Below are 26,192 nucleotides of genomic sequence, written 5' to 3'. Positions count from 1 at the left end.
CGACCTGACCGAACAACACGCTGGGTTCCTAGCTCCTAGAACCCAGCGTGTTGTCGTGTTCGGAGCAAGTCCGGGCTAGCCCTCGGCGCGCAGGTATTCCAGCTGCGCCTGCACCGAACTGCGTGCGGCCAGCCACAGTCGTTTGTCGACATCGGCGTAAACACGCCGGACCACCGCCATCGCGCCCGCGTTCGGGCCGAGCACCCGCAGGGCCTCGCGCACCTGATCGAGGCGTTCCTGCCGATGCGTGATGTAGTACCGGGCCACCGGCGCCAGATCGGGATGGTCCGGGCCGTGCGCGGGCAGCAGTGCCTTGCCCGCCCCGATCTCGACCAGCCGGTCCAGCGAGGCCAGATAGTCGGCCAGGGTGCCGTCGCTCGCATCGAGCACGGTGGTGCCGCTGCCGAGAATCGTGTCGCCGGTCAGCACCGCGTCGTCGAGCAGGAAACTCGTCGAATCACCGGTGTGCCCCGGCGTGGCAACCACGGTGATCCGCAACCCGGCGGCCTCGATCACCTCGCCGTCGACCAGCGGTGCGTCCGAACCGCGCAGGAACTCGGTTTCCTTGGCGCGCACCGGAGTTCCGGTCAGCTTGACGAGGTGATCAATGCCACCGGTGTGATCGTGATGCCGATGGGTGATCAGCGTGAGCGCGATATCGCCCCCGGTGACCTCGGCGATCTTGGCGCCGTGCGCCTTGTCCTTCGGACCGGGATCGACCACCACACAATCCGATCGGCCCGGTGCGCGCAGGATCCAGGTGTTGGTGCCCTGCAGCGTCATCTGGCCCGGGTTGTCCGCCAGCAGCACCGCCGCCGTCGGGGTGACCTGCCGTAGTTGTCCGTACGCGGGATGAGTCAGCGTCATCGATGTACCCCAGTCGATCGAATCCCAGTCCGGGACTTATGTGTTAACGCACCTCGACGATGATCTCAACTTCGACCGGGGTGTTCTTCGGCAATTCCGACACGCCCACCGCGGAACGCGCATGCACGCCCGCGTCACCGAAGACCTCGCCGAGGAATTCCGACGCGCCGTTGATCACGATCGGCTGATCGTTGTATCCCGGTGCGGAAGCGACGAATCCGACCACCTTCACGACGCGCACCACGGCGTCGAGCCCGACCAGATCGTGCACCGCGGCCAGCGCGTTGAGCGCGCACAGCTGCGCGGCTTCCTTCGCCTGCTCGGTGCTCACCTCGGCGCCGACCTTGCCCGCCACCGTCAGCTGACCATCCGCCATCGGCAGCTGACCGGAGGTGTAGACCAGCGAACCGGTGCGGATCGCCGGGATGTAGGCAGCCACGGGCGCCACGACCGGAGGCAGCGTCACGCCGAGCTTGGCTAGGTTGTTCTCCCACTCAGTCACTGAAGTCATCCCCTTACTCCTTACTTCGGGCGCTTGAGGTAGGCGACGTGCTGCTCGCCGGTCGGCCCCGGCAGCACGGAAACCAGTTCCCAACCGTCGGCGCCCCACTGATCGAGAATCTGCTTGGTCGCGTGCGTCAACAGCGGCACGGTCGCGTACTCCCATACGGTCGCTTCACTCATGCCGCTGAGCGTAGCGGTGTGGAATAGGTGACGCTGCGGCACCGCATGTTCGCGACGCTGTCTGATTCGCAGTAGATCTCGCGCCGCTCGGAACCTGCACACCGCCGTCGGATTCACCGGCGGCACAGGGCGAACCTCTCGTGTTGCCCAGGGCGCAACCGGGCTGCTGTCTGGTACAGACACACGCCCTGGACCAGGCACTAGGCGGATCCCTCGGGCGGGATCTCAGAACGGGTTATAGGCTCGCGAGCGTGGGAGTACCAACAGCAGTGCCTCTTTCGGCGGAGCCGGGACTGGAAACAGGGTGGCCGAAGCGCGCGGAAAAGGCCCGCTTGCACTATGTCTCCGGGAAGGGCGGCACGGGCAAGTCCACGGTGGCCGCGGCCCTCGCCTTGGCGTTGGCCGCGGGCGGGCGCCGGGTGCTGTTGGTGGAGGTGGAGAGCAGGCAGTCCATTGCGCAGCTGTTCGACCTGCCGCCGCTGCCGCCCACCGAGACCAGGATCGCCACCGCCGACGGTGGCGGCGAGGTGGTCGCGCTCGCGCTCGACATCGAGCACGCGTTCCTCGAATACCTGGACATGTTCTACAACCTCGGCTTCGCGGGCCGGGCGATGCGCCGGATGGGCGCCATCGAGTTCGTCACCACCATCGCGCCTGGTCTGCGTGACGTCATCCTGACCGGCAAGATCAAGGAGACCGCGGTCCGGGTGGACAAGTCGGGCAAGCGGGTCTACGACGAGATCGTGGTGGACGCTCCGCCGACCGGCCGGATCGCCGGCTTCCTCGACGTCACCCAGGCCATGCTGGAGGTGGCCAAGGGCGGGCCGATCGCCTCGCAGGCCGAGGGCGTGTCCAAGCTGCTGCACTCGGACCAGACGATGATCCATCTGGTCACCCTGCTCGAGGCGCTGCCGGTACAGGAGACCGCCGACGCCGTCGCGGAATTGAAAGCGGCGGATCTGCGCATCGGCACGGTGATCGTGAACCGGGCCACCGAGGGCCAGCTGCCGTCCGAGCTGCGCGCCAAGGCCGCGCAGGGCGACGTCGACACCGACGCCGTCCGGGCCGGATTGGCTACTGCGGGAATCACCTTGTCGGATAACGACTTCCAGGGCCTGATCACCGAAACCATCGAGCACGCGGCTACTTTGCAGGCGCAGGACGACAGCGCCGCCGAGCTCGCCAAGGTCGACGTGTCTCGTCTCTACCTGCCCGCCCTGCCGGAAGGCATGGACCTCGGCGGCCTCTATGAACTGGCCGAACATCTCAGTACGCAAGGGGTCCGATAGTCATGAGTACGCCGATTACGGCTGCGCCGCTGGATATTTCGGACATCATCAATGATCGGACCGCGAAGGTGGTGGTCTGCTGCGGCTCCGGCGGGGTCGGCAAGACGACCACTGCGGCCGCGATCGCGTTGCGCGCGGCGGAGCAGGGACGAAAGGTGGTCGTGCTCACCATCGACCCGGCCCGCCGGCTGGCCCAGTCACTCGGCGTCGCCGATCTCGGCAACACCCCGCAGCGGGTGCCGCTCGGCCCGGAAGCCAAGGGCGAGTTGCACGCGATGATGCTGAACATGCGGCGCACCTTCGACGACATGGTGCTCGAGCACACCAGCCCGGACAAGGCCGAGCAGATCTTCGCCAACCCCTTCTATCAAACCGTCGCCTCCTCGTTCGGCGGGACGCAGGAGTACATGGCGATGGAGAAGCTCGGTCAGCTGGCCGGGCGCAAGGAGTGGGACCTGATCGTGGTCGACACTCCGCCGTCGCGCAACGCGCTGGACTTCCTCGACGCACCGAAGCGGCTCGGAAACTTCTTGAACGGCAGGATGATCCGGGTGATCATGGCGCCGGGTCGCGGCGTCACCCGGCTGGTCACCGGCGCGATGAGCCTTGCGGTGCGCGGGGTCTCCACCATCGTCGGCGGGCAGATGCTCAAGGATGCGTCGAACTTCCTGCAGTCGCTGGATTCGCTGTTCGGCGGCTTCCAGGATCGGGCGGACCGCACCTACGCGATGCTGTCCAAGCCGGGCACCCACTTCCTGGTGGTTGCCGCCGCGGAGCCGGACGCGTTGCGCGAGGCGTCGTTCTTCGTCGACCGGCTCTCCACCGAGCGGATGCCGTTGGCCGGATTGATCCTCAACCGAACGCATCCGGCGCTCAGCTCACTGTCCGGCGATCACGCGTTGACCGCGGCCGAGCAGTTGGCCGATGGCGATCCGCTCACCGCGGCCGTGCTGCGCATCCATGCCAGGCGGGTCGCCACCGACAAGCGCGAACAGCATCTGCTGCACCGGTTTACCGGCGCGCATCCGCGGGTACCGATCGTGTCGGTGACCGCGTTGCCGTTCGAGGTGTCGGATCTGGAGGCGCTGCGAGTGGTCGGTGATCAACTGACCGGTAACCGAGCATCTGCTTGATACATAGACGCATCGGCTATTGCAAACGGAAGTAATTGCGCTTTAAACGGAACTGAGCCCGCGTCAGCAGGCTCAGTTCCGAATGGCTACCGGGGCTACATTGCCACCTGATGCTGGCGCTGGGCCTGGAAGAAATCGGCCCAGGAGGTCACCTCGGGATGCTGCTTGAGCAGCGCGCGACGCTGCCGCTCGGTCATACCGCCCCACACACCGAACTCCACTCGATTGTCGAGGGCGTCGGCACCACACTGCATCAGCACCGGGCAGTGCCTGCAGATCGTCGCGGCTTTGCGCTGTGCAGCGCCGCGGACGAACAACTGATCGGGATCCACTTCCTTGCATCGGGCCTGGGCTACCCAGGCAATCCTTGCTTCGGCCTGCTCCACGTCCAATCGAGCGATGGGGGTTGTCATGTGCATTTGGTGTGCCCCTTTGCAGTCCGAACACCGGGTCAACGGCGCTCCAGAATCGCGTGTCAGCGTCGCAGCAACCCAAACCCCGCTGCGCTCTGCACCACATTCCACTTTGAGTGTTAGCTCTATCACACTGGGTTCTCAATCTAGGTAAAGGTATGGCCCAGCGCAAGACCGGCCCCGGAATTTTTGGTACGTCCGTCCCTGCAAAATGCCGCGAGCGGCGGCAGGTCCGGCACATTCGCGGCGCGCCGTCCCGCGACACGCCAGACTCGCCCTCGCGACACGCCCAATCGCCCGTGCGAATCGCCTTCGGGTAAACGCACGGAAGAGCGCCCGGACCCCACCCCGTAGGCTGGGGTTCGTGCCGATCACACAAACGCTCGCGAGGCTGGCCGGCAGCTGCGCGCTGGCCGCCGTGCTCGTCGCCGGGTTGATGTTCCCGCTCGCAGGTGGCTTCGGATTCGTCTCGAACCGAGCCGCCGACGCCGTCGACAACGTGTCCTCGGAACTGGTGGAGGGCACCGCGCCCGCCGTCTCGACCATGGTCGACGCGAGTGGAACACCGATCGCCTGGCTCTACGAGCAACGCCGCTTCGAGGTTCCCAGCGACAAGATCTCCAACGACATGAAGCTGGCGATCGTCTCCATCGAGGACCGGCGCTTCGCCGAACACGAGGGTGTGGACTGGCAGGGCACGTTGCGCGCGTTCCTGACCAACACCAGCAGTGGCGAGGTCCAGCAGGGCGCGTCGACGCTCGACCAGCAGTATGTGAAGAACTTCCAGCTGCTCGTCGTCGCCAAGACCGACGCCGAACGCCGGGCCGCCATCGAGACGACCCCCGCGCGCAAGATCCGGGAGATCCGGATGGCGCTCACCCTGGACCGGCAGCTGACCAAGGACGAGATCCTCACCAGGTATCTGAACCTGGTCCCGTTCGGCAACTCCTCCTACGGCATCCAGGACGCGGCGCAGACCTACTTCGGCGTCGACGCCTCCGACCTGAACGTGTCGCAGGCGGCGATGCTGGCGGGCATGGTGCAGAGCTCCTCGAAGCTGAACCCTTACACCAACACCGAGGGCGTGCTGGCCCGGCGCAACACGGTGCTGGACACGATGATCCAGAACATCCCCAGTCGGGCCGACGAGTTCCGCGAGGCCAAGACCAAGCCGCTCGGCGTGCTGCCCGAGCCGAAGGGCCTGCCGCGCGGCTGCATCGCCGCCAACGATCGCGGCTTCTTCTGCGACTACGCCATTCAGTACCTGGCCAACGCGGGCATCAGCCGCGAGCAGATCGACAAGGGCGGCTACCTGATCAAGACGACCCTCGACCCGGCCGTGCAGGACTCGGTGAAGCGCTCGGTGACCGACGCGGCCAATCCGAACCTCGACAACATCGCGCAGGTGATGTCCGTCGTCGCGCCGGGCCAGGACTCGCATCCGCTGCTCGCGATGGCGAGCAGCCGCACCTACGGCCTGAACCGGGACGCGAACGAAACCGTGCAGCCACAGCCGTATTCGATGGTCGGCGACGGCGCGGGCTCGATCTTCAAGATCTTCACCACCGCCGCGGCGATGGAGAAGGGCCTCGGCATCAACGCCCAACTCGACGTGCCGACCCGGTTCGAGGCCAAGGGGATGGGTAACGGTGGTGCGCGCGGCTGCCCGCCGGCCACCTACTGCGTCGAGAACGCGGGCAAGTACAAGTCGCCGATGTCGGTGACCGAGGCGCTGGCGACCTCGCCGAACACCGCGTTCGTCAAGCTCATTCAGGCCGTCGGCGTCACGCCGACCGTCGACATGGCGGTCCGGCTCGGCATGCGCTCCTACACCGAGGCGGGCAGTTCGGGCCACGGCAACCAGAGCCTCGCCGACATGATGAAGGAACAGAACCTCGGTTCGTTCACCCTCGGCCCGGTCGCGATCAACCCGCTCGAGCTGTCCAATGTCGCCGCGACCCTGGGCTCCGGCGGCAAATGGTGCCCGCCGAACCCGATCAAGGAGGTCGTCGACCGGTCGGGCAAGCAGGTGCCGCTCACCCAGCAGGCCTGCGAGCAGGTCATCGAGCCCGGCCTGGCGAACACCCTGGCCAACGCGATGAGCAAGGACGACGTCAGCGGCACCGCGGCGGGCGCCGCGCAGTCAGCGGGCTGGAACGCACCGCTGTCCGGCAAGACCGGCACCACCGAGAGCCACCGCTCGTCGGCCTTCGTCGGGTTCACCAACTCGCTGGCCGCCGCCACCTACGTCTACGGCGACAGCCCGACGCCCGGCGAGATCTGCTCGTTCCCGCTGCGCAACTGCGGCGACGGAAACCTGTTCGGCGGTAACGAACCCGCGCGGACCTGGTTCAACTCCATCAAGCCGGTGCTCAACCGCTTCCCGCCGCCTGGCCTGCCGCCGCTGGACGACAAATACGTCCGCGGGTCGAACAACGCGCAGGTGCCCGACGTGGCAGGGCAGACCCAGGGCCAGGCGACCGCGACGCTGGTCGGTGCGGGCTTCCAGGTGACGCCGGTGACCGGTCCGGGCGCCCAGGCCAAGGGCACCGTGATGGGGACATCGCCGAACGGGTCGGCGATTCCCGGTTCGGTGATCACGCTCTACATCAGCGACGGCACCCAGCGGGCCGCGCCGCCGCCGGGACCGCCACCGGGCCCGCCGGGAATCCCGGGGCTGCCACCGCCACCGCTGTTGCCGCCCATCCCGATTCCGATCCCCATCCCCCGCTGACAACAAGGGCCGCGAACCTATTGGGTTCGCGGCCCTTTGCGTAGCGTGCGTTAGTCAGAGTCGGGATTTCACTGCGGCCGAAAGCCGGGATCCATCGGCCTTGCCCTCCGCCAGCGCGGTGGCGACCTTCATGACCTGGCCCATCTGGCGCATGCCCGGCCGCTCGCCGAGTTCCTCGGCAACCTGCGCGATCGCGGTGTCGGCGACGTCGGCGACCTCCGCCTCGCTCAGCTGGGTCGGCAGGTATTCATCGATGATCCGCGCCTCGGCGTGCTCGTTGGCGGCCAGTTCTCCACGCCCGTTCTGGGTGTAGATCTCGGCCGACTCGCTGCGCTTCTTCGCCTCTTTCTGCAGCACCACGATCACGTCGGCATCGGAGAGTTCGCGCGCCTCGGAGCCTGCGGTCTCGGCCGTCTGAATGGCGGCGAGCAGCATCCGCAACGTGGCAAGACGCAGCGTGTCCTTGGCTTTCATCGCGGCGGTCATGTCCGTCCGCAGTTGCGCTTTGAGTTCCGACATGAGGCTCACGGTAGCCGGTCCTTCGCAACCCGCCCACCACATTTGCGCAGCTGCGACGAATTGCGGCGCTGTTTTAGGGGGTGGTCCATGGCCTTTACGCAAGCCCTTGTGCGTAAACACACTCGGCGTTCCGCAACGGGGTCACCTATGCTGGGCAAATGCCCGTAATCTCGACCTCTGCTGTCCGCACGACCGCGTTGGGAGCCGCCGGGGCGGCCGTGGCCGGAATCGGCTACGCCTCGTTGGTCGAACGCAACGCCTTCGTTCTGCGGGAGGCCACGATGCCGGTCCTTGCGCCGGGATCGTCGTCGCTGCGGGTGCTACACATCAGTGATCTGCACATGACTCCCGGCCAGCAGCGTAAGCAGCAGTGGCTGCGTGAACTGGATCGGCTGGAGCCGGACCTGGTCATCAACACCGGTGACAACCTCTCGCACCAGAAGTCGGTACCCGCGGTAGTCCAGGCCCTCGGCGGATTGCTTTCCCGCCCGGGGCTTTTCGTTTTCGGGAGCAACGACTACTTCGCGCCGGTGCCGAAGAACCCGATGAAGTACTTCAAGAAGGACCACCGGCGGGTCTACGGCGCCCCGCTGCCGTGGAAGGACCTGCGCGCGGCCTTCACCGAGCGCGGCTGGCTCGATCTGACGCACATCCGCCGCGACCTCGAGGTCGCAGGCATCCGGATCGCCACCGCGGGCGTCGATGACCCGCACCTGCACCGCGACCGCTACGACACCATCGCGGGCCCGCCGAACCCATTGGCCGACTTGCGCATCGGCCTCACCCACTCCCCCGAGCCGCGGGTGCTCGATCGCTTCGCCGAGGACGGCTACAACCTGGTGATGGCCGGGCACACGCACGGCGGTCAACTGTGCCTGCCCGGATACGGCGCACTCGTCACCAACTGCGGCATCGACCGGTCCCGGGTCAAGGGTGCGTCCAAGTGGGGCGAGCACACCCAGCTGCACGTCTCCGCGGGCGTCGGTACCTCGCCGTGGGCGCCGTACCGCTTCTGCTGCCGGCCGGAGGCGACCCTGTTGACGCTGGTCGCCGCGCCGCCGAAGCGGCCGTCCGCCGATAGCGGCCAGGGCGTGTCCACCTCGGAGGCCGTCGCCCGCTAAGGTCGCGTGCCGAGACGTGTGTCAGGCAGGGGACAACTGTGAGTGGATTCGACGACCGGCGCAACGACCCGACCGCCCTGGGCCAGCCCGGTGCGGCGCACCCCAATCAGCAACAGTCGTACGGCGCAGACCAATTCGACCCGGCGTCGGCGGACGACACCGGCGAGCAGGCCGCACCCGCGCGGCCATGGAAGCGGGATTCGGGTTTCCACGAGCAGGTGCCGTGGCCGCCGCAGGCGGGCGGGACCGGGCAGCCGGATCCGACCGTCCAGTGGCAGCAGGGGGCGAACGCGCCGGGCGCCGGGGCCGATCCCACGGTGCAGCGGCAGTCGGAACCGAACTACCAATGGCAGCCGAGTCCCAGCGGACAAGGCCAGCCCGCGCAGTGGCAGCCGGGATCGGCTCCCGCGGCAAACCCGCAGTGGCAGCCGAGTAACGGCGGGTCAGCTCCGGCACCGAACGCACAGTGGCAGACTCCCGCACCGAACGCACAGTGGCAGCCGGGCGGGTCAGCCCCAGGGCCGAACTCGCAGTGGCAGCCCAGCAGTGGCGGTTCCGCACCCGACGCACAGTGGCAGCCCGGCGGCAGCAGCCAGCCTCAGCAGTGGCAGGCTCCTACCGCTGGCCGATCCGACCCAACCCTCATGGCACAGCCCGTATCCGGCGGTCAGGCGCCCGCACAGTGGCAGGCACCAGGGCAGGCCGACCCGACCCTGCTGGCACAGCCACAGCCGCGCGGTACGGGTGAGCCGGCCGGCCTCTGGCAGCCGAGCCTCGGCACCCCGGAACCGAGCCCCAACGCGCCCGGCGAAGCCGCGCCGACCCTGCTCGGCTATCCCAACGCCACTCGACTAGGCCAGCCCGATCCCGCGCCGCAATGGCAGTCTGCGGCCCCGGCGCCCACCTATGCCGCGCCGCAGTACGGTCAGCCGGTGGCCGGCGCGTACGCGCCACAGAGCGGGTTCGGCGGGCCGCCACAGCAGCTGCCGCCCGGCCACGGCGCGAGCGGGCCGCCGCCGAGCGGACGCGGAAAAGCCGTACTGCTGATCGGGTTGGTGGTGCTGCTGGTCGCCGCGGGCGCGGTGACCGCGGTGACGCTGGCCAAGCGCGGATCGAACAACGCCGACTCGCAACGCAATTCGCCCTCCATGGTGAGCGCGCTCACCACCAGCGGGGGCGCGCAACCGACACCGTCGAAGACCACCACCGCGCCGCCGACCCCGACCAGCTCGAGCCGCCACGAGAATCCGGTGGTCCCCGGTTACCAGGTCGTGGTCGCGCCCGATCGCGGCGCGGCCTACGACGTGCCGCCGGGCTGGACGATCGCGCCGGAGACCGCCATCGGCGGGTACGGTGAGCCGCCGAACGCGGTGGCGGGCAAGGGCTACGCCAGTGACGGCAAGGGCTACTGCCCCGGATCGACCCGCACCGCGTCGTTCCTGACCGGCTCCAAGGACGCTGATTCCGGTACCGCCGCAACCGATCTCGGCACCCGAACAGCCAAACTCGCCTACACCGCCTCCGCCGACGCCCACCCGGCCCCGCCCGTCCCGCTCGAATCGCTGGACGGGACGCAAAAGGGCATGTTCGTGGAGACCAAGGGCACTGTCACCCAGGCCAAGCCCGGCTGTGCCACCGCGTACTCCGTCTACACCGCCGCCTTCCCCACCGAAAACGGCAGCTTCGTGATGGTGATCGCCGCCGACACCGGCGTCCCGCACGCGCTCGACGCCGACACCGCCAAGCGCATCTTCACCAGCATCCGCCCGCACGACGCCTGACCACCCCCTGGAATACCTCCCTGACCTGGCGGTTTAACGTCTACACCGTCCTTGTTGTAAGGTAGTCCAGGTTCGATTCACGGGGTGTGGCGCAGCTTGGTAGCGCGCTTCGTTCGGGACGAAGAGGTCGCAGGTTCAAATCCTGTCACCCCGACTCGTGGTTGAGACGAACGGTCTGCCCCCTGCCCTCACCGGCAGGGGGCAGACCCGTTTCCGGAGCCCTATGCGCAGCGAGACAGCGGCACGCGATCGCCTCGAGCCGGCCGAACGGTGTCGCGGAGTGGTCGATTTTGGGCCGATGCGGAATGCATACTTGCTCTGCTGCGCACCAGCGGCGCGTACGGAAAGGCAAGGCCATGAACAAGACCGGCCCGCTGACCGGAAAGACGGCCCTGATCACCGGCGCCGACACCGGGATCGGCAAGTCCATCGCCAAGACACTGGCCGAGCAGGGGGCGCAGGTGGTGATCCAGCATCCGCACGCACCGGAATCGGCCGCCGACGCGGTCAAGGAGATCACCGACGCGGGCGGGTCGGCGCTGGCCCTCGCCGCCGATATCGGCGATCGAGCCGAATACGAGGAACTGGTCCAAGCCCTGCTGGACGAGTGCGGGCACTGGGACGTGCTGGTGCAGACCACGGCGGCGGCGCTCGAGGCACCGCTGGCGGAGATTTCCGAGGAGGAGTTCGACCTCGGTTTCGCGGTTCCGGCCAAGGCCGTTTTCTACGGCATCCAACTTGCCGCGGCCCACCTGTCCGACGGTGGCCGCATCATCACCGTCGGAGGTTCCACTGCGCCCGGCAATGCGGTCGACAACGCCGCGGTCGGTGCCATCGCGGAGTTCACCCGCGCGCTTGCCACGGATTTCGCGCCCCGGCGCATCGCGGTCAACGCGGTCAGCCCGGGCACGGCCGATCCGAAGGCGGACAGCGCGGAAAAGGCCGAGCACCAACCGAGTTACGTTATGGGAACGAATTTCCTAGATCGAATCAAAGCTTCAACCGAGATCACTCAGGCGGTGGCCTTGCTGGTAAGCGACGACGCCGAAGCCGTGACGGCCGAACACATTCGGATCGACGGCGGTACCGCCTGAAAACGACCACTACGCAGGCAAACCGCCGGTGAAGCGCGGGCAACGCGGACAGCAGGGCCGATTCGGGTACACCGTTCACCGAACTGCTCAGCGGGACCGCATGACTCCGCTTGAACGATCTCGATCCGGATCGTGCACACCGGGTTCGCCTCGACCGACCGAGCAAACGCTTACGCTGTGTTTTATGACTCGTGTTACCGCGCAAGGGAGCACAGTGGGCAGCGCGACGGCGTCACCGTCGCCCGTGTATCGGAGTGCCGAGCTTTCCGATCTCGTCGATGTCGCCGCGATCGAGGCCGAGCGCTTCGGCGACCAGGCCTACCCGTACTTCGTTTTGCGCCAGCTCTTCGACCTGCACGGCGCCAACTGGCTGATCGTGGAGGTCGACGGCATCGTCCTCGGCCATGTCCTGGTCGCGCTCACTCCGGATCGACGCGGCTGGCTGCTCAGCCTCGCGGTCAGCGAGCGCAGTTGCGGTCGCGGTTACGGTTCGACCCTGCTCCAAGAGGCGATCAACCTATGCAGGCAGCGCGCGATGCGCAGTGTGCGCATCACCGTCCGCCCGACCAACCAGTCGGCATATAACCTCTATCGCCGCATCGGCTTCGCCTGGACCGGCTACGAGGAACGCTACTTCGGTGCCGGTGAACCGCGCGATGTGCTCGAGTACAAACTCGCCAACGCCTGACGGAGAACTCGCCCATCCGCCCGCCACCCAACTACGGTGGCCCCGCATCACCAACCACCGAACCTGTTCGAGCACAGTCCCTCTCGATGTCCTCGCAGCACGGTCCCCACCTACAGGGTTGTACCGCAGCGATTTCCGATCATCGGCCTCCCATCCCGCCGCGAACTGCTGCCACTAAAAGTGTGCGCCCATTTCGCCCTTTAACCAAGGGCGTTGGCCGACAACACGATCCACCCACAGCTCCGCCTATCCCCATCCCTCCCGGTCCATTTCGCCGCCTCCCATCGGTCCGAGCCTCGATTTCCGCAACTCTGGGCCCGCTAGGAGCATCGGCGGCGTGGCCGTCGGCGGTCCGGCAAACCATCCACAACCGTCCCCACCCCTCGCAGCGAACCTGACCGCTCCACATTTCCGCAGGTCGCCATGTCTCGATGTCTCTATTTTAGAGCCATAACTCTAATTTTGTCCTAAGATTAGAGACATCAGGACATCGGAAGGCGACCAGTGCTGTATGCGACACCCGAGCTCGACTCCACCGACCAGGACGTACTGGCGGGCATCTACCGGCGGCGCGCCGGCCTCGCGTCGGCCATGCGGGTGCCCAAACGCTGGCCGGGGCTGCTGCGCCGCAATCTCATGGCCCGCGCCATCCGCGGCTCGAACAGCATCGAGGGCTATCGGGTGGAAACCGATGACGCGGCCGCCGCGGTCGACTACGAAGAAGCGCTCACCGCCGATGAGCAGACCTTCGCCGAAATTCGCGGTTACCGGCAGGCCCTCGGCTACGTGCTGACGGTGGCACAGACCGCGGCACCGGTCGACGAATCCACCATCAGGGCACTGCATTTCATGCTGCTCGGCCACGACCTCACGAAGAGTCCCGGCCAATATCGCACCGGCCCGATCTACGTGCGCGAAGACACCACCGTCTACGAAGGTCCAGGCACGGCGCTGGTCCCCGGATTGATGGCCGAGCTCGCCGGCGCGCTCGAGTCAGATACCGACCCGATCGTGGCCGGAGCCATGGCGCACCTGAACCTGGTGATGATCCATCCCTTTCGCGACGGCAATGGGCGAATGGCGCGAGCGATCCAGACCCTGGTCGTATCCCGTGGCGTCGCCGAGCCGACCTTCTGCAGCATCGAGGAGTGGCTCGGCGTCAATACCGATGACTACTACCGCATCCTGGCGATCACCGGGGCGGGCTCCTGGTCACCCGAGCGCGACGCCGGGCTGTGGTTGAAGTTCAACCTGCGTGCGCACGATATCCAGGCGCAGACCGTCGAGGGCCGGATGCGGCGCACCGAGCGCGCCTGGACGCACCTCGATGACCTCGTCGGTGCGCACAAGTTGCCCGAACGGGCCGCCGACATCCTGTACGACGCCCTGATCGGATTCCGCATCCGCCGACACGGATACCTCACTCGTGCCCAGATCGATGAACGAACTGCCTCCCGCGACCTCAAGGCACTGACCGACCTCGGCTTGCTCGCGGCGCGTGGCGAGACGCGAGGCCGCCACTATGTGGCGGGTGCGCAACTTGCGGAGCTCCGATCCGTGCTTCGCGTGGAGGTGCCGCGGCACATCGTTGATCCGTATCCCGGGCTCCGGGCTGAATTGGTGAAGCCGTGAACCGGGGCGGCCCGGCGGCGAAATTGGGGGGCGGTGAGCAGACCCTTACGCCTTGCTAACCTGTTGTCACATTGCTGAAACGCGAGCTCCATAGCGTATACAGGCATGTCGACACGGGTGGCCACACTGGAAGATGCGGCGGGGCGACCGCTGCGGGACGTGGTGTATGCGGCGCTGCGCAGCGAGTTGATGAATGGGGACATCAAGTTCGGGGAACGGCTCACCGAGCCGAAGTTGTCGGCGCGGTTCGGGATTTCGCGGACGCCGATCCGGGAAGCGTTGACGGTGCTGTGTTCCGACGGGCTGCTGCAGCGTGAGGAATTCGGGTTCAGTCCGGTGCGGCCGAGTATTCCGTTGATCCGCGACCTGTACGAGCTGCGAATCACGGTGGAGCTCGGCGGGATACAGCGGGCGATGACCAATGCTGCGGTGACGCACGATCGGGCGTTGCTGGAGGTCGAGCGCGACGCCTGGCTGGCGTTGCGGGCCGATCCGCCGGTGCAGGAGCCGGGATTCGTAGTGCGCGACGAGGAATTCCACGTCACCTTGCTGACCGCGGCGGGTAATGCCGAAATGGTGCGGGCGTTGAAGGCGGTGAACTCGCGGATCCGGCACGTCCGGATGTACGACTTCATGGTCAACAACCGCATCGAGACCACCATCGCCGAGCACCTCGGCATCCTGGATGCCGTACTGGCCGAAGATCTTTCCCTCGCCTACCGGCTGCTGCACACCCATATCGGCGAATCGCTCGACGTGGTGCTCGAACGAGTCACCCGGGCCATCGCCGCGATGGCCGCCGAATAACCCTCAACTGAATAGGGAGAAGCTCGTGAGGCTGGAATTCGATACGGTGCTGGTCGCTAATCGTGGCGAGATCGCCTGCCGGATCATGCGATCCGCGCAGGCACTCGGCCTGAAGACGATCGCCGTCTACTCCGATGCCGACACTGGCGCGGCCCATGTCGAAATGGCCGATGTCGCGGTGCGCTTGGGGCCGGGCCCGGCAGCCGAGTCCTATCTCCGCGCGGATCGGGTGATCGAGGCGGCGTTGGCAACCGGCGCGGGCGCTATCCATCCCGGTTACGGATTCCTTTCGGAGAACGCCGATTTCGCTACGACAGTGGCCGCGTCCGGTGTGCGATTCGTCGGCCCGACCCCGGACCAGCTGCGTGTCTTCGGCGATAAGCACACCGCCCGGGAAGCGGCGCGCGCCGTGGGCGTTCCGCTCATTCCGGGCAGCGGACTGCTCGACTCGGCCGACCACGCGGCCGCCGAAGCCGATCGGATCGGTTACCCGGTGATGCTCAAGGCGGTCGGCGGCGGTGGCGGCATCGGCATGCAGGCTTGCTTCGACGCCGACCAGCTACGCGCCGCCTACCAGCGCGTACAGCGCCTCGCGGCGACGAACTTCGCCTCGACCGGCGTCTTCCTGGAACGCTTCGTCGCGCGGGCCAGGCACGTCGAGGTGCAGTTGTTCGGCGACGGCCACGGCCGGGTGGTCAGCCTCGGCACCAGGGATTGTTCGCTACAGCGACGTAATCAGAAGGTGCTGGAGGAAGCGCCCGCACCCGGCCTCAGCCCGGCGCTGACGGACCAATTGCTCTCGGCATCAAGGGAACTGGCGAGATCGGTCGGCTACCGCTCGGCCGGAACGGTGGAGTTCGTCTACGACGCCGAACACGGCGCCGCGTCGTTCCTGGAGATGAATACCCGTCTGCAGGTGGAACATCCGGTGACGGAGGCGGTGACCGGCGTCGACTTGGTCGCCTGGATGCTGCGCCTGGCCGGTGGCGACACCTCGATGGTGGACGAACAGCCGGAGAGCGGTCCGCCGATCACCGGCTGGGCCGTGGAAGCCCGGGTCTACGCGGAAGATCCGGGCCACGACTACCGGCCGAGCGCCGGGTTGATCACGGCCGCCAGGTTTCCGGTCGAGGCCAGCGCCGAGACGTCCGCGCCCGAGACCGGCATCCGCGTCGACACCTGGGTGGGCACCGGCACCGAGGTGAGTCCGTATTACGACCCGCTGCTGGCCAAGGTCATCGCGGTCGGCGACAGTCGCGATCAGGCCTTCGCCCGTCTCACCGGTGCACTCGCCGGCTCGCGCATCTACGGCGTGCAGACCAACCTGCCCCAACTGCGCCAGGCGGCCCGCGATCCGCGGGTGCTGGCCGCGAAGCACGTGACGACCACGCTCGCCGATATCCGCCCGGTCGGCCGTCGCATCGATGTCCTGCGCGGCGGCACCATGACGACCGTGCAGGACTATCCGGGCCGAATCGGCCTGTGGCAGGTAGGTATTCCGCCGTCCGGTCCGATGGACGATCTCTCCTTCACCCTCGCCAACACCGCCGTCGGCAATCCGGTCGGCGTGCCCGCGCTGGAATGCACATTGCACGGCCCGCAGCTGCGCTTCTCCGACGCCGCGGTGGTGTGTGTGACCGGCGCACCCACTCCGGTCACGGTCGACGGACAACCGGCGCCGATGTGGCAGCCGATCACCGTGCCGGCCGGTTCGGTGCTGGATATCGGCGCACCGGCCGATTGCGGCCTGCGCACCTATCTGGCGGTCCGCGGCGGCATCGACGCACCGCTCTATCACGGCAGCGCCGCCACCTTCACCCTCGGCGGCTTCGGCGGCGTCACCGGCAAAGCCGTTGTCGCAGGCGATGTTCTGGGCATCGCACCGACCGCCGAGCACACTCTCGGCACCCCGGCCGAGGTGCCGCCGCGCGAGCGCCCCGACTTCACGCACGACTGGCAGCTCGCCGTCGGCGAAGGGCCACAGACCTCCCCGGCCTACTTCACCGACGCCGACATGACCCAGTTCTACACGCACCCTTGGCAAGTCGGCAGCCACGCCAATCGCACCGGTATCCGCCTCGACGGACCCAAACCGACCTGGTCGCGCACCGACGGCGGCGACGCCGGGCTGCATCCGTCCAACCTGCACGACAACCCGTACAGCGTCGGCACCTTGAACGTCTCCGGCGACACCCCGATCCTGCTCGGCCCGGACGGCCCGAGCCTGGGCGGCTTCGCCTGCCCGCTGACCGTCGTCTCGGCACACCGCTGGAAGCTCGGCCAACTACGGCCCGGCGACACGCTCCGCTTCGTGCCGGTCACCGACGACGAGGCGATCACGCTGCGCGAATCGAACACCGCCCGCGCGCACGATATCGCCCCGAATCCCCTTGCCGCACTGCGTGATCGAGGAATCCTCGGCGCCCTCGACGGCGACGGCGATCGACCACGGGTCGCCTATCTGCGCGGCGGCGACGACAACATCCTGGTCGAATACGGCGATATGGTGCTGGATCTGGGCCTGCGCATGCGGGTGCACGCGCTCGCCGAGGCACTGGCGAGCACCGGCTTGCCCGGCATCCTCGATGTCACCCCCGGCGTCCGGTCGCTGCACATCCACTTCGATCCCGCAGTGCTGCCGCAATATCGGCTGCTCGGCACGCTGCACGAGCTCGAACTCGCGCTGCCCGCGACCACCGACCTGGTGGTGCCGAGCCGCACCATCCGGCTGCCGCTGTCGTTCGACGACCCGTCCATCGCCGAAGCGATCGATAGATACCGCAGTGGCGTTCGCGACTCCGCGCCGTGGCTGCCGTCGAACACCGAATTCATCCGCCGCATCAACGGACTCGACAGCGTCGACGACGTACGCGCCACCGTGTTCGACGCCGAGTACCTCGTGCTCGGCCTGGGCGACGTGTATCTCGGTGCGCCGCTGGCGGTTCCGCTCGATCCACGACACCGCCTGGTGACCACCAAATACAATCCGGCCCGCACCTGGACACCGTCGGACGCGGTCGGCATCGGCGGCAAGTACCTGTGCGTGTACGGCATGGCCTCGCCCGGCGGCTATCAGCTGATCGGACGGACCGTGCCGATCTGGTCCAGCTACCGCCAGTCCGCGCCGTTCGAGCCGGGCACCCCCTGGCTGTTCCGGTTCTTCGACCGCATCGCCTGGGAACCGGTGAGCGCCGAACAACTCCTGGAACATCGCGCGGCCGCCGCGGCGGGCCGGTTCGACGCGGAGGTCAGCGACGGCACCTTCGCGCTGGCCGACCACCTGCGCATGCTCAGCGCGGAGGCCGACTCCATCGCCGCGTTCGAGTCGAAGCAGGCGGCGGCGTTCGAGGCGGAGAAGGCCGCCTGGCGCGCGGCGGGCGAATTCGACCGTCCCACCGCGACCGCACCTGCCGCCGAACCCGTCGACGACCCGCTCGTGGGCATGCCACCCGGCGCGACGGTGGTGACCGCGCCGATGATCGGCAATGTCTGGCGGATCGAAGTCGAAGCGGGACAACGACTCACGGCAGGCACGCCTATCGCCGTATTGGAGGCGATGAAACTTGAACTGCCGGTGCACAGCCCGGGCGCCGGCACGGTTTTGAAGTTACTTGCCACGCCAGGTGCCAAAGTAGAACCGGGAACCCCACTAGCAGTGATCGGAGTCGACTGAATGACCGCCGGCCAGCCGTATTCACCCACCCCGCCGGCTTCGCCGGCTGCCGTCCCCTCAGGCAACAGCGCATTACCCACCGAGCGGGTGACCGCCGCGTATCGGCGGATCGCCGAGGTGGATCGGCCCGAGGTGTGGATCACCCTGCGCCCGGAGCACGAGGTCGCCGCCGACGCCGCGGCGGTCGAGCGGCGGCTCGCCGACGGTGCTTCGCTCGCGCTGGCCGGTGTACTGGTGGCGGTCAAAGACAACATCGACGTCGCCGGGTTGCCGACGACCGCGGGCTGCCCCGAATTCGCCTATACCGCCGAGGTGACCGCGGCCGCGGTCGAGCGGCTGGTCGCGGCGGGCGCGATCGTGCTCGGCAAGACCAACCTCGACCAGTTCGCCACGGGACTGGTCGGCACGCGCAGCCCGTACGGCGCCGTGCGGAATGCGCACGATCCCACGCTCATTTCCGGTGGTTCCAGCTCGGGGTCGGCGGCGGCGGTGGCGCTCGGCATCGCCGACATCGGAATCGGTACCGACACAGCGGGTTCTGGTCGCGTTCCGGCGGCGCTGCACGGAATCGTCGGCATCAAGGCCACTTTGGGTGTCATCCCGGCGCACGGTGTCGTGCCCGCGTGCGCGGACTACGACGCGGTCACCGTGTTCGCCGCGGACCTCGCCGGTGCGGTGACGACGGCCGCAGTGATGTCGGGACCCGAATCGCGGGATCCGCGCAGTCGCAGGTGGCCCGCCGATGTCCTGCTGGCCGCCCCGCTGGCGCCGCGCATCGCGATCCCGCGCGCCGCGGACCTGACCGCGTTGAGCGGGCCGTATCGGGATGCGTTCGCGCGCACCGCCGCCGTCGTCGCGGATTCCGGCGCGAAGCTCGAGGAGGTCGACATCTCCGGCCTGCTCGACGCGGCACTGCTGCTCTACGACGGCGCGATCGTCGCCGAACGCTATGCGGCGGTCGGCGCCTTCCTGGAAACAGCGCCCGCCGGTGCCGACCCCACGGTCGCCGCGATCATCGAATCAGCGGGCCGCACAACGGGTCCCGCGTTCGCCGCCGATCTCGACACCTTGGCGCGCGCCCGTGCGTCCGCCGCCGAACTGCTCGACGGCTTCGACGCACTGCTGCTGCCGACGACCACCGAACACCCGAGTATCGCTGCGGTACAAGCGGACCCGATCGGGATCAACAGGCGTTTGGGCACCTACACCAACTTCTGCAACCTGCTCGACCTGGCGTCGATCGCGTTCCCCGGTGAATCCACCGCCGACGGTGCACCTTTCGGCGTCATGCTGGTGACGCCCGCCTTCGCCGACCAGGTCGCCGTCGATCTCGCCGCCCGCATGCTCGGTGCCGAAACCACCCCGCTGCTGGTCGAACGCGGCGTCGAACTCGCCGTTTTCGGCGCGCACCTGCGCGGCCAGCCGCTGCACTGGCAGCTCGAACAGATCGGCGCCCGCTTCGCCGGAGAAATCCACACCACCGACGCCTATCGCCTGACCGCCCTGGACACCACTCCGCCCAAGCCGGGACTCGTCCGCCACGGCGACGGCCTCGGCGCCCCCATCCTCGGCGAGCTCTTCCGCGTCGCCGAGGCCGGGCTCGGCAGCTTCCTCGCCGCCCTGCCCGCCCCCATGGCACTGACCAGCATCGAATTGTCCGGCGGCCGTTCGGTAATCGGCTTCGCCTGCACCTACGACGCCGCGAGCGCAGCCACCGACATCACCACCTTCGGCGGCTGGAAGTCCTACCTCGAACAGCGCGCATAGCGCGCCGTGAGTGGCACATCGGCGTGGTTTGCCGCAGCTATGTGCCACTCACGGAGCCAGGGCGGCTATGGCGGTGGCGAGTTCTTCGCCGGTGGGGAGCGGACCGGTGGGATCGCTGATCCATTGCAGCGCCAGGCCGTTGACGAGAACGAAGTACAGCTTGCCGATGGCGCGGGCCTGAGTCTCGGACAGCGGTGGATGCAATTCGCCGACCAGGGCCGCGAATCCGGCGATCGCCGTTTCGTGGACCGCCGCCATGTGGTGCTGGTCGGCGGCCATCGAGCGATGGCTGCGGATCAAGTTCTCGGCGCTGGCGACGACCCCGTCGCGATGGCGGCCGAAGAGTTCTCCGATGCCGGACCACGTATCCGCGAATGCCTCGACCCGCGATCGGTCGCGAGCCGCACTCCGAATCCGCTCCGCTAGTTCGTCCCCTAGCAGCTGACCTGTCGCCTCGGTGAAGGCCTCGGTAAGCAGGCGCTCCTTCGAGCCGAAGTGGTAGCCGATCGAGGCCAGACTCACGCCTGCTGCGGAGGCGATGTCGCGCGCCGTCGTCCGGGCGAATCCCTGCTGGTAGACGCAGGTGCGGGCGGCGACGAGCAGTGCTTCTCTGTTTCCCATACTCACACTGTACGTATGTCTTGCACAATTGTTCTAGACATTCGTGCAAGCGTGCTGTAGACATATGTCTAAGACATTCAGACCAAAGCAAGGGAACAGACCATGAGTAACCACTCCACCGAGCTCCGCATCCTCATCGCCGGCGGCGGCATCGGCGGCAACGCGGTCGCCCTGCAGCTGCTTCGGGCAGGCATCCGCGCCACCGTGGTCGAGCGGGCCGCAGCACCGCGACCGGGCGGACAGGCCGTCGACCTGCGCGGGCCGAGCTGCGAGGTGGCGGAGCGGATGGGCCTGATGCCGGGCATCCGCAAGCACCAGCTCGACGAGCGCGGCATGAAGTTCGTGGATGCTGCGGGCCGCGACGTGCTGCGGATGCCCACCGAGCTGTTCGACGGCAAGGGCGGTGTCGCCGAAATCGAGCTCACCCGAGGCGATCTCAACCAGGTGCTGCTCGACGCGCTGGCCGGAGCGGGCGGCGTCGACTACCGCTACGGCGAGTGGATCGCCGAGCTCGCGCAGGACGAGATGGGCGTCGAGGTCACCTTCGCCTCCGGTGCGCAGCAGCGCTTCGACATCGTGATCGGCGCCGACGGACTGCATTCCGGTACTCGCCGGATGGTGTTCGGCCCGGAAGAGGAGTTCTCGACCTACCTGGGCGGCTACATGTCCTTCTTCACCCTGCCCACCCCCGACAGCGTGGAGAACAACTGGTTCACCATGCACTCGCTGGTCGGCGCGACCAACATCGGCCTGCGACCCGACGCCGACCCGGCGACGTCCAAGGCCCTGGTCACCATCCGCACCGACGCCGATCCCGCACTGCGCCGCGATGTTTCGGCCCAACAGGACCTGATCCGGCAGCGGCTGGCCGACGGCGGCTGGGAGGCGGCCACGATCACCGCCGCCATGGCCGAGGCGACCGACTTCTACTTCGACGACCTGGCGCGCATCGACATGCCGACCTGGTCGAAGGGCCGGGTCGTGCTGCTCGGCGACGCCGGCTACTGCGGTTCACCGCTCACCGGCAACGGCACCGCGATGGCACTGATCGGCGCGTACGTGCTCGCCGGTGAAATCGCGACGCACGCAGGCGATCCCGAGCAAGCGCTGGCCCGCTACGAGGAGGTGCTCCGACCGTTCATCGCGAAGGCCCAGGAACTGCCTCCGGGCGGGTTGAAGGCCATGACCCCCAAGTCCAGCTTCGGCATTCGCGCGGGCCAGGCCGTCAGCAAGCTGATGACCTCGAAGGCGATGAAGCCGCTGATGATGAAGATGCTCAGCAAGACCGAGTCCTACGACCTGCCCGATTACTCCGCGCAGACTGTCCAGCAGTAACCCGCATACGACAATGACCGGAACCGTCCAGCACGGCTCCGGTCGTTGTCGTATGCGCCTATTCGATTGTCGTTCGCTGGTCGAGCAGAAACGGAAGTGCGAAGTTACGGAGCAACATTCGCTCCTCGTCTTCGCCCGCCCCGGGCAGGGTCAGCAGAGACACCAGCACGCGCACGAACCATTGCCCGAGCCGGCGGGCGGCGGGGGCGGGCAGGTCAGGACGGAAGCCGCTGACGAAGTCGGTCGCGAGGGTGTCCACCACCTCGGAGGAATTCGACAGCTGGGCAACGATTCCCGCGTTGGCGGGCGCGAACCACACGGCCAGGTGCGGTGTTTTACGAACCTCGGCGACCAAGGCGGTGAGTCCGTCGAGCAGTTGCTCGCCGGGGTCGGCGGCTGCGGTGACGGCCGGATCGCGCCACACGCGCTCGACCACCTGACGTGCCTCGCGACCGGCGAACGCGACGTACAGGGCCTGCCGATTGTCGAAGTAGCGGTAGAGCGTCGCCCTGGAACACCCTGCGGCCTCGGCGACTTCGGCCATTCCGACGCCGCTGACCCCCTTATCGATGAACAGCGCACGCACCGCGTCGAGGATCCGCTCGCTCGCCAGTTCCGCGCGACCGTCCGCCAGCCAGTCACCGGTCATGCCGCGCACCGGAACGGCACGGTGGTCGGCCGCCGGACGTAGGGTCCCGGTGCGTATTCGACCGCGTCGATATCCACCGCGAAGTTCGGGAAGCGATCGAGCACTTCCTCCAGCGCCACCCGGGCCTGCATCCGGGCCGCGGCGGCACCCAGGCAGTGGTGCGGGCCGTGCCCGAAGGTGAGGATTCGCTGCGGATTCCGATCGATGTCGAGCTCCGCCGCGTCGGCACCGAAGGCGCGTTCGTCCCGGTTCGCGGAGCCGAACACCAGCAATACCTTGCGGCCGACGGGAATTGTCTTGCCGCCCAAGGCAATGTCGCGCGTCACCGTCCGCGCCAGGCCCTGCACCGGCGCGGTCAGCCTGGCGAATTCCTCGATGGCCGTGCGGATCCGGTCCTTGTCCGCGACCAGTGCGGCCCGCTGCTCGGGATGTTGTTGCAGCAGTTGCACCGCACCGCCGAGCAGACCCGTCGTGGTGTCGTTGCCGCCGGCGACCATCGTCCAGGTGTAGGCCAGAATCTGCACCAGGCCTCGCACATCCGCGTCGTCGGCCGCCATGCCCGCCTGCACGAGCAGCGACACCGTATCCTCCCCCGGATCGCTCCGGCGCCGCTTGATGAGCTCTGCGAAGTAACCCATCATCTCCATCGAAGCGGGCATGGCCTGGGTTTGCGCGCGATCGATGCTGCCCGCGACCACCGCCTCGGTCCAGCCGTCGAATCGAGCCCGATCTTCCTCGGGCACGCCGAGGTAGTAGGCCACCACCATGCTCGGCAGCGGCTTGAACACCTGCTTGACGATGTCGCCGCCGCCGTCCTCGGCGATCCGGTCCAAGCGGTCGCGGACGAATCGGCGCACCACCGGTTCCACCTCGGTGACCTGGCGCGGCGTGAACCCGCGGGCGACGAGTTTGCGAAAGTCGGTGTGCTCCGGCGGATCCTGCATCACCAGCGGCGGATTGTCGGTGAGACCGATCTGTGCCAACTCGCCGTACTCCACGGTCAGCCCGTCGCGCGAGGAGAAGGTGTCGCTGTCGCGCGCCGCCGCGTACACGTCCGCGTGCCGGGTGAGCACCCAGTAGTCGTTGCCGGGACGCGCGGGCGGCACCACGTGGTGTACCGGATCCTGTTCGCGCAGTGCGGCATACATCTCCCACGGCGACGTCCAGGTGGGGCCGGAGCGCAGCTCGAAGACGGGAGCAGGCCGATACGCATCGATCAACATGTAGTGACGGTAAGACAAATAGACGATTATGTCTAGAACGAGTTCTAGTCGATGGCGCCGGGCCGATTACCCTCCGAAACCGGTCCGGCCGCCCTTTCGAGTCGGGACCGTCGCCGCGCCCCCGCGGTTACCTTCAGCAGTGGCAACCCGGTGCTCGTTGCCGGTCAGCTCCCGGAAGAGCCAGCGAAAAGCGTGTACCAGTGTCCCGAGTGGCTCGCCAGGCCGGTCACCCCTCGTGGACCGGCCCGGCAAGCACTCTCCCCCGGAGCCCGACCTGTCAACCCCTCGAAGACAGGTCGCGCTCCGTTCCCCACCCCCGGTGGTGGCTAGAACACCGAAGCCCCTGATCTCCCCACCCGGGGCGTTCGGTGTTGACACAAACAATGCACGCGCGGGCTTAGCACGGACTTAAGAACACCTTGCAGGCGTAAAGCCGCCGGTAATAAGGCCGTCTGGGCGGCGAATGTGCCGAGTTTGTACCAACCGGTGCCGGATAGCGGATGATGGAGGCAGGAGCGCCAAGGAGAGTGGGAGCAACAATGGAAACCGTGGTGGTCTGGGCCCTGGCCTGCCTGCTCTATTGGTGGGGCCTGCTGTAGTCGAGGACGACAACCTGGTCGATACCGACCAGATCTACTACACTCTGTCGTAGAGTTGTGGCGTAGTCGTACGCACGTCTGGTCCGATGGGGGTAACCATGACCAACCCGACAGCTGCCCGGCCGGATCTCGGCGCCGGGCCCGCCTTAGCCCAATTACGCTGGGCTACCGCCTTGTTCGCGGTGGCACTGCTCGTCCACGGCGCCGATCATCTACGACGGGGCATGGACACCGTTTCCAGCACCGTAATGGCGCTCGGCACGGTGCAATTCGTCCTCGCGGTTGTGACCGTTGTGCTGGTGTGCACGGGCCATCGAATGGCTGCGGTCGCGGCCGTCGCCATCGGCTTCGCCAGCGCGGCCGGGTTCACCCTGGTGCACCTTTTCCCGGACTGGTTCGGACCGCTCAGCGACAGCTTCATCAACCCGCCCGCCTCGGCCAAGGTGAATGGATTCTCTTGGTTTGCCGCGATTTTCGAGATCATCGCCGATCTGGTCATCGGCACCGCCGGGCTGCGCGCACGCCGCGCCGTCGCCTGACCGCAACGAGATCCGCTGTCCGCCAACATGAATGGCGGACAGCGGAACAACGTCAGTGCAGGTTTTTGACGACGACCTTGGTGACGTCGGCGACCAGGTCGTTGCTCGGCTCGGCGTCTTTGGCGGGCTTGCGGGACTGGACCGCGATGACCAGGGGCGCGCGGGCGCCGTCCGGCCAGGTGACCGCCACGTCGTTGGCGCAGCCGTAATCGCCGGTGCCGGTCTTGTCGCCGGTCGTCCAGCCCGCGGGCACTCCCGCGCGAATGCGCTTGTCGCCGGTGGTGTTCGCCTTCAGCCAGCCGGTCAGGCGCTCGCGCTCCGGCGCACCGAGGGCGTCGCCGAGCACGACCGCGCGGTAGTCGGCGGCGAGCGCGGCCGGGGTGGTGGTGTCGCGCTCATCGCCGGGGATCGCGGTATTGAGGTCCGGTTCCCAGCGGTCGAGATGACTCACCTGATCGCCGAGGGTGCGCAGGAAGTCCGTAAGTGCTTGCGGGCCACCGAGTTCACGCAGCAGTAGGTTGCCCGCGGCGTTGTCGCTCTGGGTGATCGCGGCGTCGGCCAGCTGGGCGGGCGTCATACCCTCGGCCACTTTGGTGCTGGTCACCGGCGAGTAGCTGAGCAGATCGGCGGGGGTGAAGTGGATGACCCGATCGAAGTAGCCGGTGTCGAGTGGGTGCGCCTTCAACAGGGCCGCGGCTGCCAGGCCCTTGAAGGTGGACAGGAACGGGAAGCGCACATCTCCGCCGGCGGCGAGGGTCTTGCCGCTTCCGGTATCGACCGCGAACAGACCGAGCTGCGCGGCGTACTGCTTCTCCAGCGCCGCCAGCTCGGCGGCGGCGGAATTGTCGGCCTGCGCGCTCGCGCTCGGCGAGTCGGTATGTGCGGCAGGGGTGTCGGTGCCACAGGCGGCAAGCAACGGTAGAACGAGAACGGCGGTGGTCAAGGCCACCCGGACATCACGCGTCAGCCGAAACATCCCATCACTGTTGCAGGCGAGCCACCGCCCCGCAAACGCGACTTCGGT

The 26,192-nt window shown here is 67.6% G+C and carries 22 protein-coding genes and 1 tRNA gene; 14 read left to right on the top strand and 9 right to left on the bottom strand.

The window, feature by feature from the left end; all coding sequences use genetic code 11:
* Positions 1–75: 75 nt before the first annotated feature.
* Genes ACFWF1_RS04920 through ACFWF1_RS04910 form a run of 3 tightly spaced genes read right to left on the bottom strand, consistent with a single transcriptional unit; the run spans position 76 to position 1,551 of the window.
* The gene (locus ACFWF1_RS04920) at positions 76–867 is read right to left on the bottom strand and encodes an MBL fold metallo-hydrolase (protein WP_379281906.1); all 792 of its coding nucleotides are present in this window, start codon (positions 865–867) and stop codon (positions 76–78) included.
* 43 nt (positions 868–910) lie between these two features.
* Positions 911–1,378 (bottom strand): RidA family protein, encoded by a 468-nt coding sequence (locus ACFWF1_RS04915; protein ID WP_379281905.1) that lies wholly within the window; start codon positions 1,376–1,378, stop codon positions 911–913.
* Positions 1,379–1,389: 11 nt separating this feature from the next.
* A complete protein-coding gene (locus ACFWF1_RS04910) occupies positions 1,390–1,551 on the bottom strand; it encodes a DUF4177 domain-containing protein (protein ID WP_150400783.1) in 162 nt (53 codons plus the stop codon).
* Positions 1,552–1,820: 269 nt separating this feature from the next.
* Here ACFWF1_RS04910 and ACFWF1_RS04905 point away from each other — a divergent pair, with 269 nt between their 5' ends.
* Positions 1,821–2,840 carry an ArsA-related P-loop ATPase gene (locus tag ACFWF1_RS04905; RefSeq protein ID WP_379282315.1) on the top strand — a complete coding sequence of 340 codons (1,020 nt, stop codon included), beginning with the start codon at positions 1,821–1,823 and terminating at the stop codon, positions 2,838–2,840.
* A gap of 2 nt (positions 2,841–2,842) precedes the next feature.
* Positions 2,843–3,973: an ArsA family ATPase gene (locus ACFWF1_RS04900; protein ID WP_379281904.1), complete on the top strand. Its 1,131-nt coding sequence runs from the start codon at positions 2,843–2,845 to the stop codon at positions 3,971–3,973.
* Positions 3,974–4,068: 95 nt separating this feature from the next.
* On the opposite strand, the gene ACFWF1_RS04895 is transcribed toward ACFWF1_RS04900, so the two are convergent.
* The gene (locus tag ACFWF1_RS04895; RefSeq protein WP_014981178.1) at positions 4,069–4,392 is read right to left on the bottom strand and encodes a WhiB family transcriptional regulator; all 324 of its coding nucleotides are present in this window, start codon (positions 4,390–4,392) and stop codon (positions 4,069–4,071) included.
* 358 nt (positions 4,393–4,750) lie between these two features.
* On the opposite strand from ACFWF1_RS04895, the gene ACFWF1_RS04890 reads away from it, so the two are divergent.
* Entirely contained in the window at positions 4,751–7,120 is a 2,370-nt protein-coding gene (locus ACFWF1_RS04890) for a penicillin-binding protein (protein ID WP_379281903.1), read from the top strand.
* Positions 7,121–7,174: 54 nt separating this feature from the next.
* Here the strand turns inward: ACFWF1_RS04890 and ACFWF1_RS04885 are convergent, their stop codons facing one another.
* Positions 7,175–7,639 carry a GatB/YqeY domain-containing protein gene (locus ACFWF1_RS04885; RefSeq protein WP_379281902.1) on the bottom strand — a complete coding sequence of 155 codons (465 nt, stop codon included), beginning with the start codon at positions 7,637–7,639 and terminating at the stop codon, positions 7,175–7,177.
* 158 nt (positions 7,640–7,797) lie between these two features.
* On the opposite strand from ACFWF1_RS04885, the gene ACFWF1_RS04880 reads away from it, so the two are divergent.
* The 9 genes from ACFWF1_RS04880 (at position 7,798) to atzF (ending at position 20,202) form a co-directional block, all read left to right on the top strand.
* The gene (locus ACFWF1_RS04880) at positions 7,798–8,760 is read left to right on the top strand and encodes a metallophosphoesterase (protein ID WP_379281901.1); all 963 of its coding nucleotides are present in this window, start codon (positions 7,798–7,800) and stop codon (positions 8,758–8,760) included.
* Between the two features lie 38 nt (positions 8,761–8,798).
* On the top strand, positions 8,799–10,541 hold the full coding sequence (locus tag ACFWF1_RS04875) for a hypothetical protein (protein ID WP_379281900.1): 1,743 nt from the start codon (positions 8,799–8,801) through the stop codon (positions 10,539–10,541).
* 80 nt (positions 10,542–10,621) lie between these two features.
* A tRNA-Pro gene (locus ACFWF1_RS04870) sits at positions 10,622–10,695 on the top strand.
* A 202-nt stretch (positions 10,696–10,897) separates the two neighbouring features.
* Positions 10,898–11,635, top strand: coding sequence for an SDR family NAD(P)-dependent oxidoreductase (locus ACFWF1_RS04865; protein WP_379281899.1), 738 nt, complete (start codon positions 10,898–10,900; stop codon positions 11,633–11,635).
* A gap of 184 nt (positions 11,636–11,819) precedes the next feature.
* Positions 11,820–12,323, top strand: a complete 504-nt coding sequence (locus ACFWF1_RS04860) for a GNAT family N-acetyltransferase (protein ID WP_379281898.1) — start codon at positions 11,820–11,822, stop codon at positions 12,321–12,323.
* 504 nt (positions 12,324–12,827) lie between these two features.
* On the top strand, positions 12,828–13,955 hold the full coding sequence (locus ACFWF1_RS04855; RefSeq protein WP_379281897.1) for a Fic family protein: 1,128 nt from the start codon (positions 12,828–12,830) through the stop codon (positions 13,953–13,955).
* 105 nt (positions 13,956–14,060) lie between these two features.
* On the top strand, positions 14,061–14,762 hold the full coding sequence (locus ACFWF1_RS04850; protein WP_379281896.1) for a GntR family transcriptional regulator: 702 nt from the start codon (positions 14,061–14,063) through the stop codon (positions 14,760–14,762).
* A gap of 85 nt (positions 14,763–14,847) precedes the next feature.
* Positions 14,848–18,435: an urea carboxylase gene (uca, locus tag ACFWF1_RS04845; protein ID WP_379282314.1), complete on the top strand. Its 3,588-nt coding sequence runs from the start codon at positions 14,848–14,850 to the stop codon at positions 18,433–18,435.
* Positions 18,436–20,202, top strand: coding sequence for an allophanate hydrolase (atzF, locus tag ACFWF1_RS04840; RefSeq protein ID WP_379281895.1), 1,767 nt, complete (start codon positions 18,436–18,438; stop codon positions 20,200–20,202). It abuts the gene before it with no gap.
* Between the two features lie 48 nt (positions 20,203–20,250).
* Here atzF and ACFWF1_RS04835 read toward each other — a convergent pair whose 3' ends face one another.
* The gene (locus ACFWF1_RS04835; protein ID WP_379281894.1) at positions 20,251–20,823 is read right to left on the bottom strand and encodes a TetR/AcrR family transcriptional regulator; all 573 of its coding nucleotides are present in this window, start codon (positions 20,821–20,823) and stop codon (positions 20,251–20,253) included.
* A gap of 102 nt (positions 20,824–20,925) precedes the next feature.
* On the opposite strand from ACFWF1_RS04835, the gene ACFWF1_RS04830 reads away from it, so the two are divergent.
* Positions 20,926–22,158 carry an FAD-dependent monooxygenase gene (locus ACFWF1_RS04830; protein ID WP_379281893.1) on the top strand — a complete coding sequence of 411 codons (1,233 nt, stop codon included), beginning with the start codon at positions 20,926–20,928 and terminating at the stop codon, positions 22,156–22,158.
* A gap of 58 nt (positions 22,159–22,216) precedes the next feature.
* Here ACFWF1_RS04830 and ACFWF1_RS04825 read toward each other — a convergent pair whose 3' ends face one another.
* Together ACFWF1_RS04825 and ACFWF1_RS04820 are read right to left on the bottom strand one after the other, a co-directional pair.
* Entirely contained in the window at positions 22,217–22,807 is a 591-nt protein-coding gene (locus ACFWF1_RS04825) for a TetR/AcrR family transcriptional regulator (RefSeq protein ID WP_379281892.1), read from the bottom strand.
* Positions 22,804–24,030, bottom strand: coding sequence for a cytochrome P450 (locus ACFWF1_RS04820; RefSeq protein ID WP_379281891.1), 1,227 nt, complete (start codon positions 24,028–24,030; stop codon positions 22,804–22,806). Before ACFWF1_RS04820 ends, ACFWF1_RS04825 begins: the two co-directional genes overlap by 4 nt.
* A 697-nt stretch (positions 24,031–24,727) precedes the next feature.
* Between ACFWF1_RS04820 and ACFWF1_RS04815 the strand changes: the two genes are divergently transcribed.
* Positions 24,728–25,168, top strand: coding sequence for a hypothetical protein (locus ACFWF1_RS04815; RefSeq protein ID WP_379281890.1), 441 nt, complete (start codon positions 24,728–24,730; stop codon positions 25,166–25,168).
* Positions 25,169–25,220: 52 nt separating this feature from the next.
* On the opposite strand, the gene bla is transcribed toward ACFWF1_RS04815, so the two are convergent.
* Entirely contained in the window at positions 25,221–26,144 is a 924-nt protein-coding gene (gene bla / locus ACFWF1_RS04810) for a class A beta-lactamase (RefSeq protein ID WP_379281889.1), read from the bottom strand.
* Between the last annotated feature and the right edge of the window lie 48 nt (positions 26,145–26,192).

Origin of the sequence: Nocardia sp. NPDC060255, assembly GCF_042727395.1 — a bacterium.
Taxonomy (GTDB): Bacteria; Actinomycetota; Actinomycetes; order Mycobacteriales; family Mycobacteriaceae; genus Nocardia.
Note: the sequence above shows the minus strand (reverse complement) of the source record. Positions and strands in the feature narration are given on the sequence as shown.

Excerpts from the sequence above, each read along its gene's own strand:
- ACFWF1_RS04815 (WP_379281890.1), top strand. The coding sequence starts at position 24,728 with ATGACCAACCCGACAGCTGCCCGGCCGGATCTCGGCGCCGGGCCCGCC.
- ACFWF1_RS04900 (WP_379281904.1), top strand. The coding sequence starts at position 2,843 with ATGAGTACGCCGATTACGGCTGCGCCGCTGGATATTTCGGACATCATC.
- atzF (WP_379281895.1), top strand. The coding sequence starts at position 18,436 with ATGACCGCCGGCCAGCCGTATTCACCCACCCCGCCGGCTTCGCCGGCT.
- ACFWF1_RS04825 (WP_379281892.1), bottom strand. The coding sequence starts at position 22,807 with ATGACCGGTGACTGGCTGGCGGACGGTCGCGCGGAACTGGCGAGCGAG.
- ACFWF1_RS04820 (WP_379281891.1), bottom strand. The coding sequence starts at position 24,030 with ATGTTGATCGATGCGTATCGGCCTGCTCCCGTCTTCGAGCTGCGCTCC.
- ACFWF1_RS04835 (WP_379281894.1), bottom strand. The coding sequence starts at position 20,823 with ATGGGAAACAGAGAAGCACTGCTCGTCGCCGCCCGCACCTGCGTCTAC.
- ACFWF1_RS04915 (WP_379281905.1), bottom strand. The coding sequence starts at position 1,378 with ATGACTTCAGTGACTGAGTGGGAGAACAACCTAGCCAAGCTCGGCGTG.
- ACFWF1_RS04910 (WP_150400783.1), bottom strand. The coding sequence starts at position 1,551 with ATGAGTGAAGCGACCGTATGGGAGTACGCGACCGTGCCGCTGTTGACG.
- ACFWF1_RS04880 (WP_379281901.1), top strand. The coding sequence starts at position 7,798 with ATGCCCGTAATCTCGACCTCTGCTGTCCGCACGACCGCGTTGGGAGCC.
- ACFWF1_RS04860 (WP_379281898.1), top strand. The coding sequence starts at position 11,820 with ATGACTCGTGTTACCGCGCAAGGGAGCACAGTGGGCAGCGCGACGGCG.
- ACFWF1_RS04885 (WP_379281902.1), bottom strand. The coding sequence starts at position 7,639 with ATGTCGGAACTCAAAGCGCAACTGCGGACGGACATGACCGCCGCGATG.
- ACFWF1_RS04830 (WP_379281893.1), top strand. The coding sequence starts at position 20,926 with ATGAGTAACCACTCCACCGAGCTCCGCATCCTCATCGCCGGCGGCGGC.
- ACFWF1_RS04850 (WP_379281896.1), top strand. The coding sequence starts at position 14,061 with ATGTCGACACGGGTGGCCACACTGGAAGATGCGGCGGGGCGACCGCTG.
- ACFWF1_RS04865 (WP_379281899.1), top strand. The coding sequence starts at position 10,898 with ATGAACAAGACCGGCCCGCTGACCGGAAAGACGGCCCTGATCACCGGC.
- uca (WP_379282314.1), top strand. The coding sequence starts at position 14,848 with ATGCGATCCGCGCAGGCACTCGGCCTGAAGACGATCGCCGTCTACTCC.
- ACFWF1_RS04920 (WP_379281906.1), bottom strand. The coding sequence starts at position 867 with ATGACGCTGACTCATCCCGCGTACGGACAACTACGGCAGGTCACCCCG.
- ACFWF1_RS04895 (WP_014981178.1), bottom strand. The coding sequence starts at position 4,392 with ATGCACATGACAACCCCCATCGCTCGATTGGACGTGGAGCAGGCCGAA.
- bla (WP_379281889.1), bottom strand. The coding sequence starts at position 26,144 with ATGTTTCGGCTGACGCGTGATGTCCGGGTGGCCTTGACCACCGCCGTT.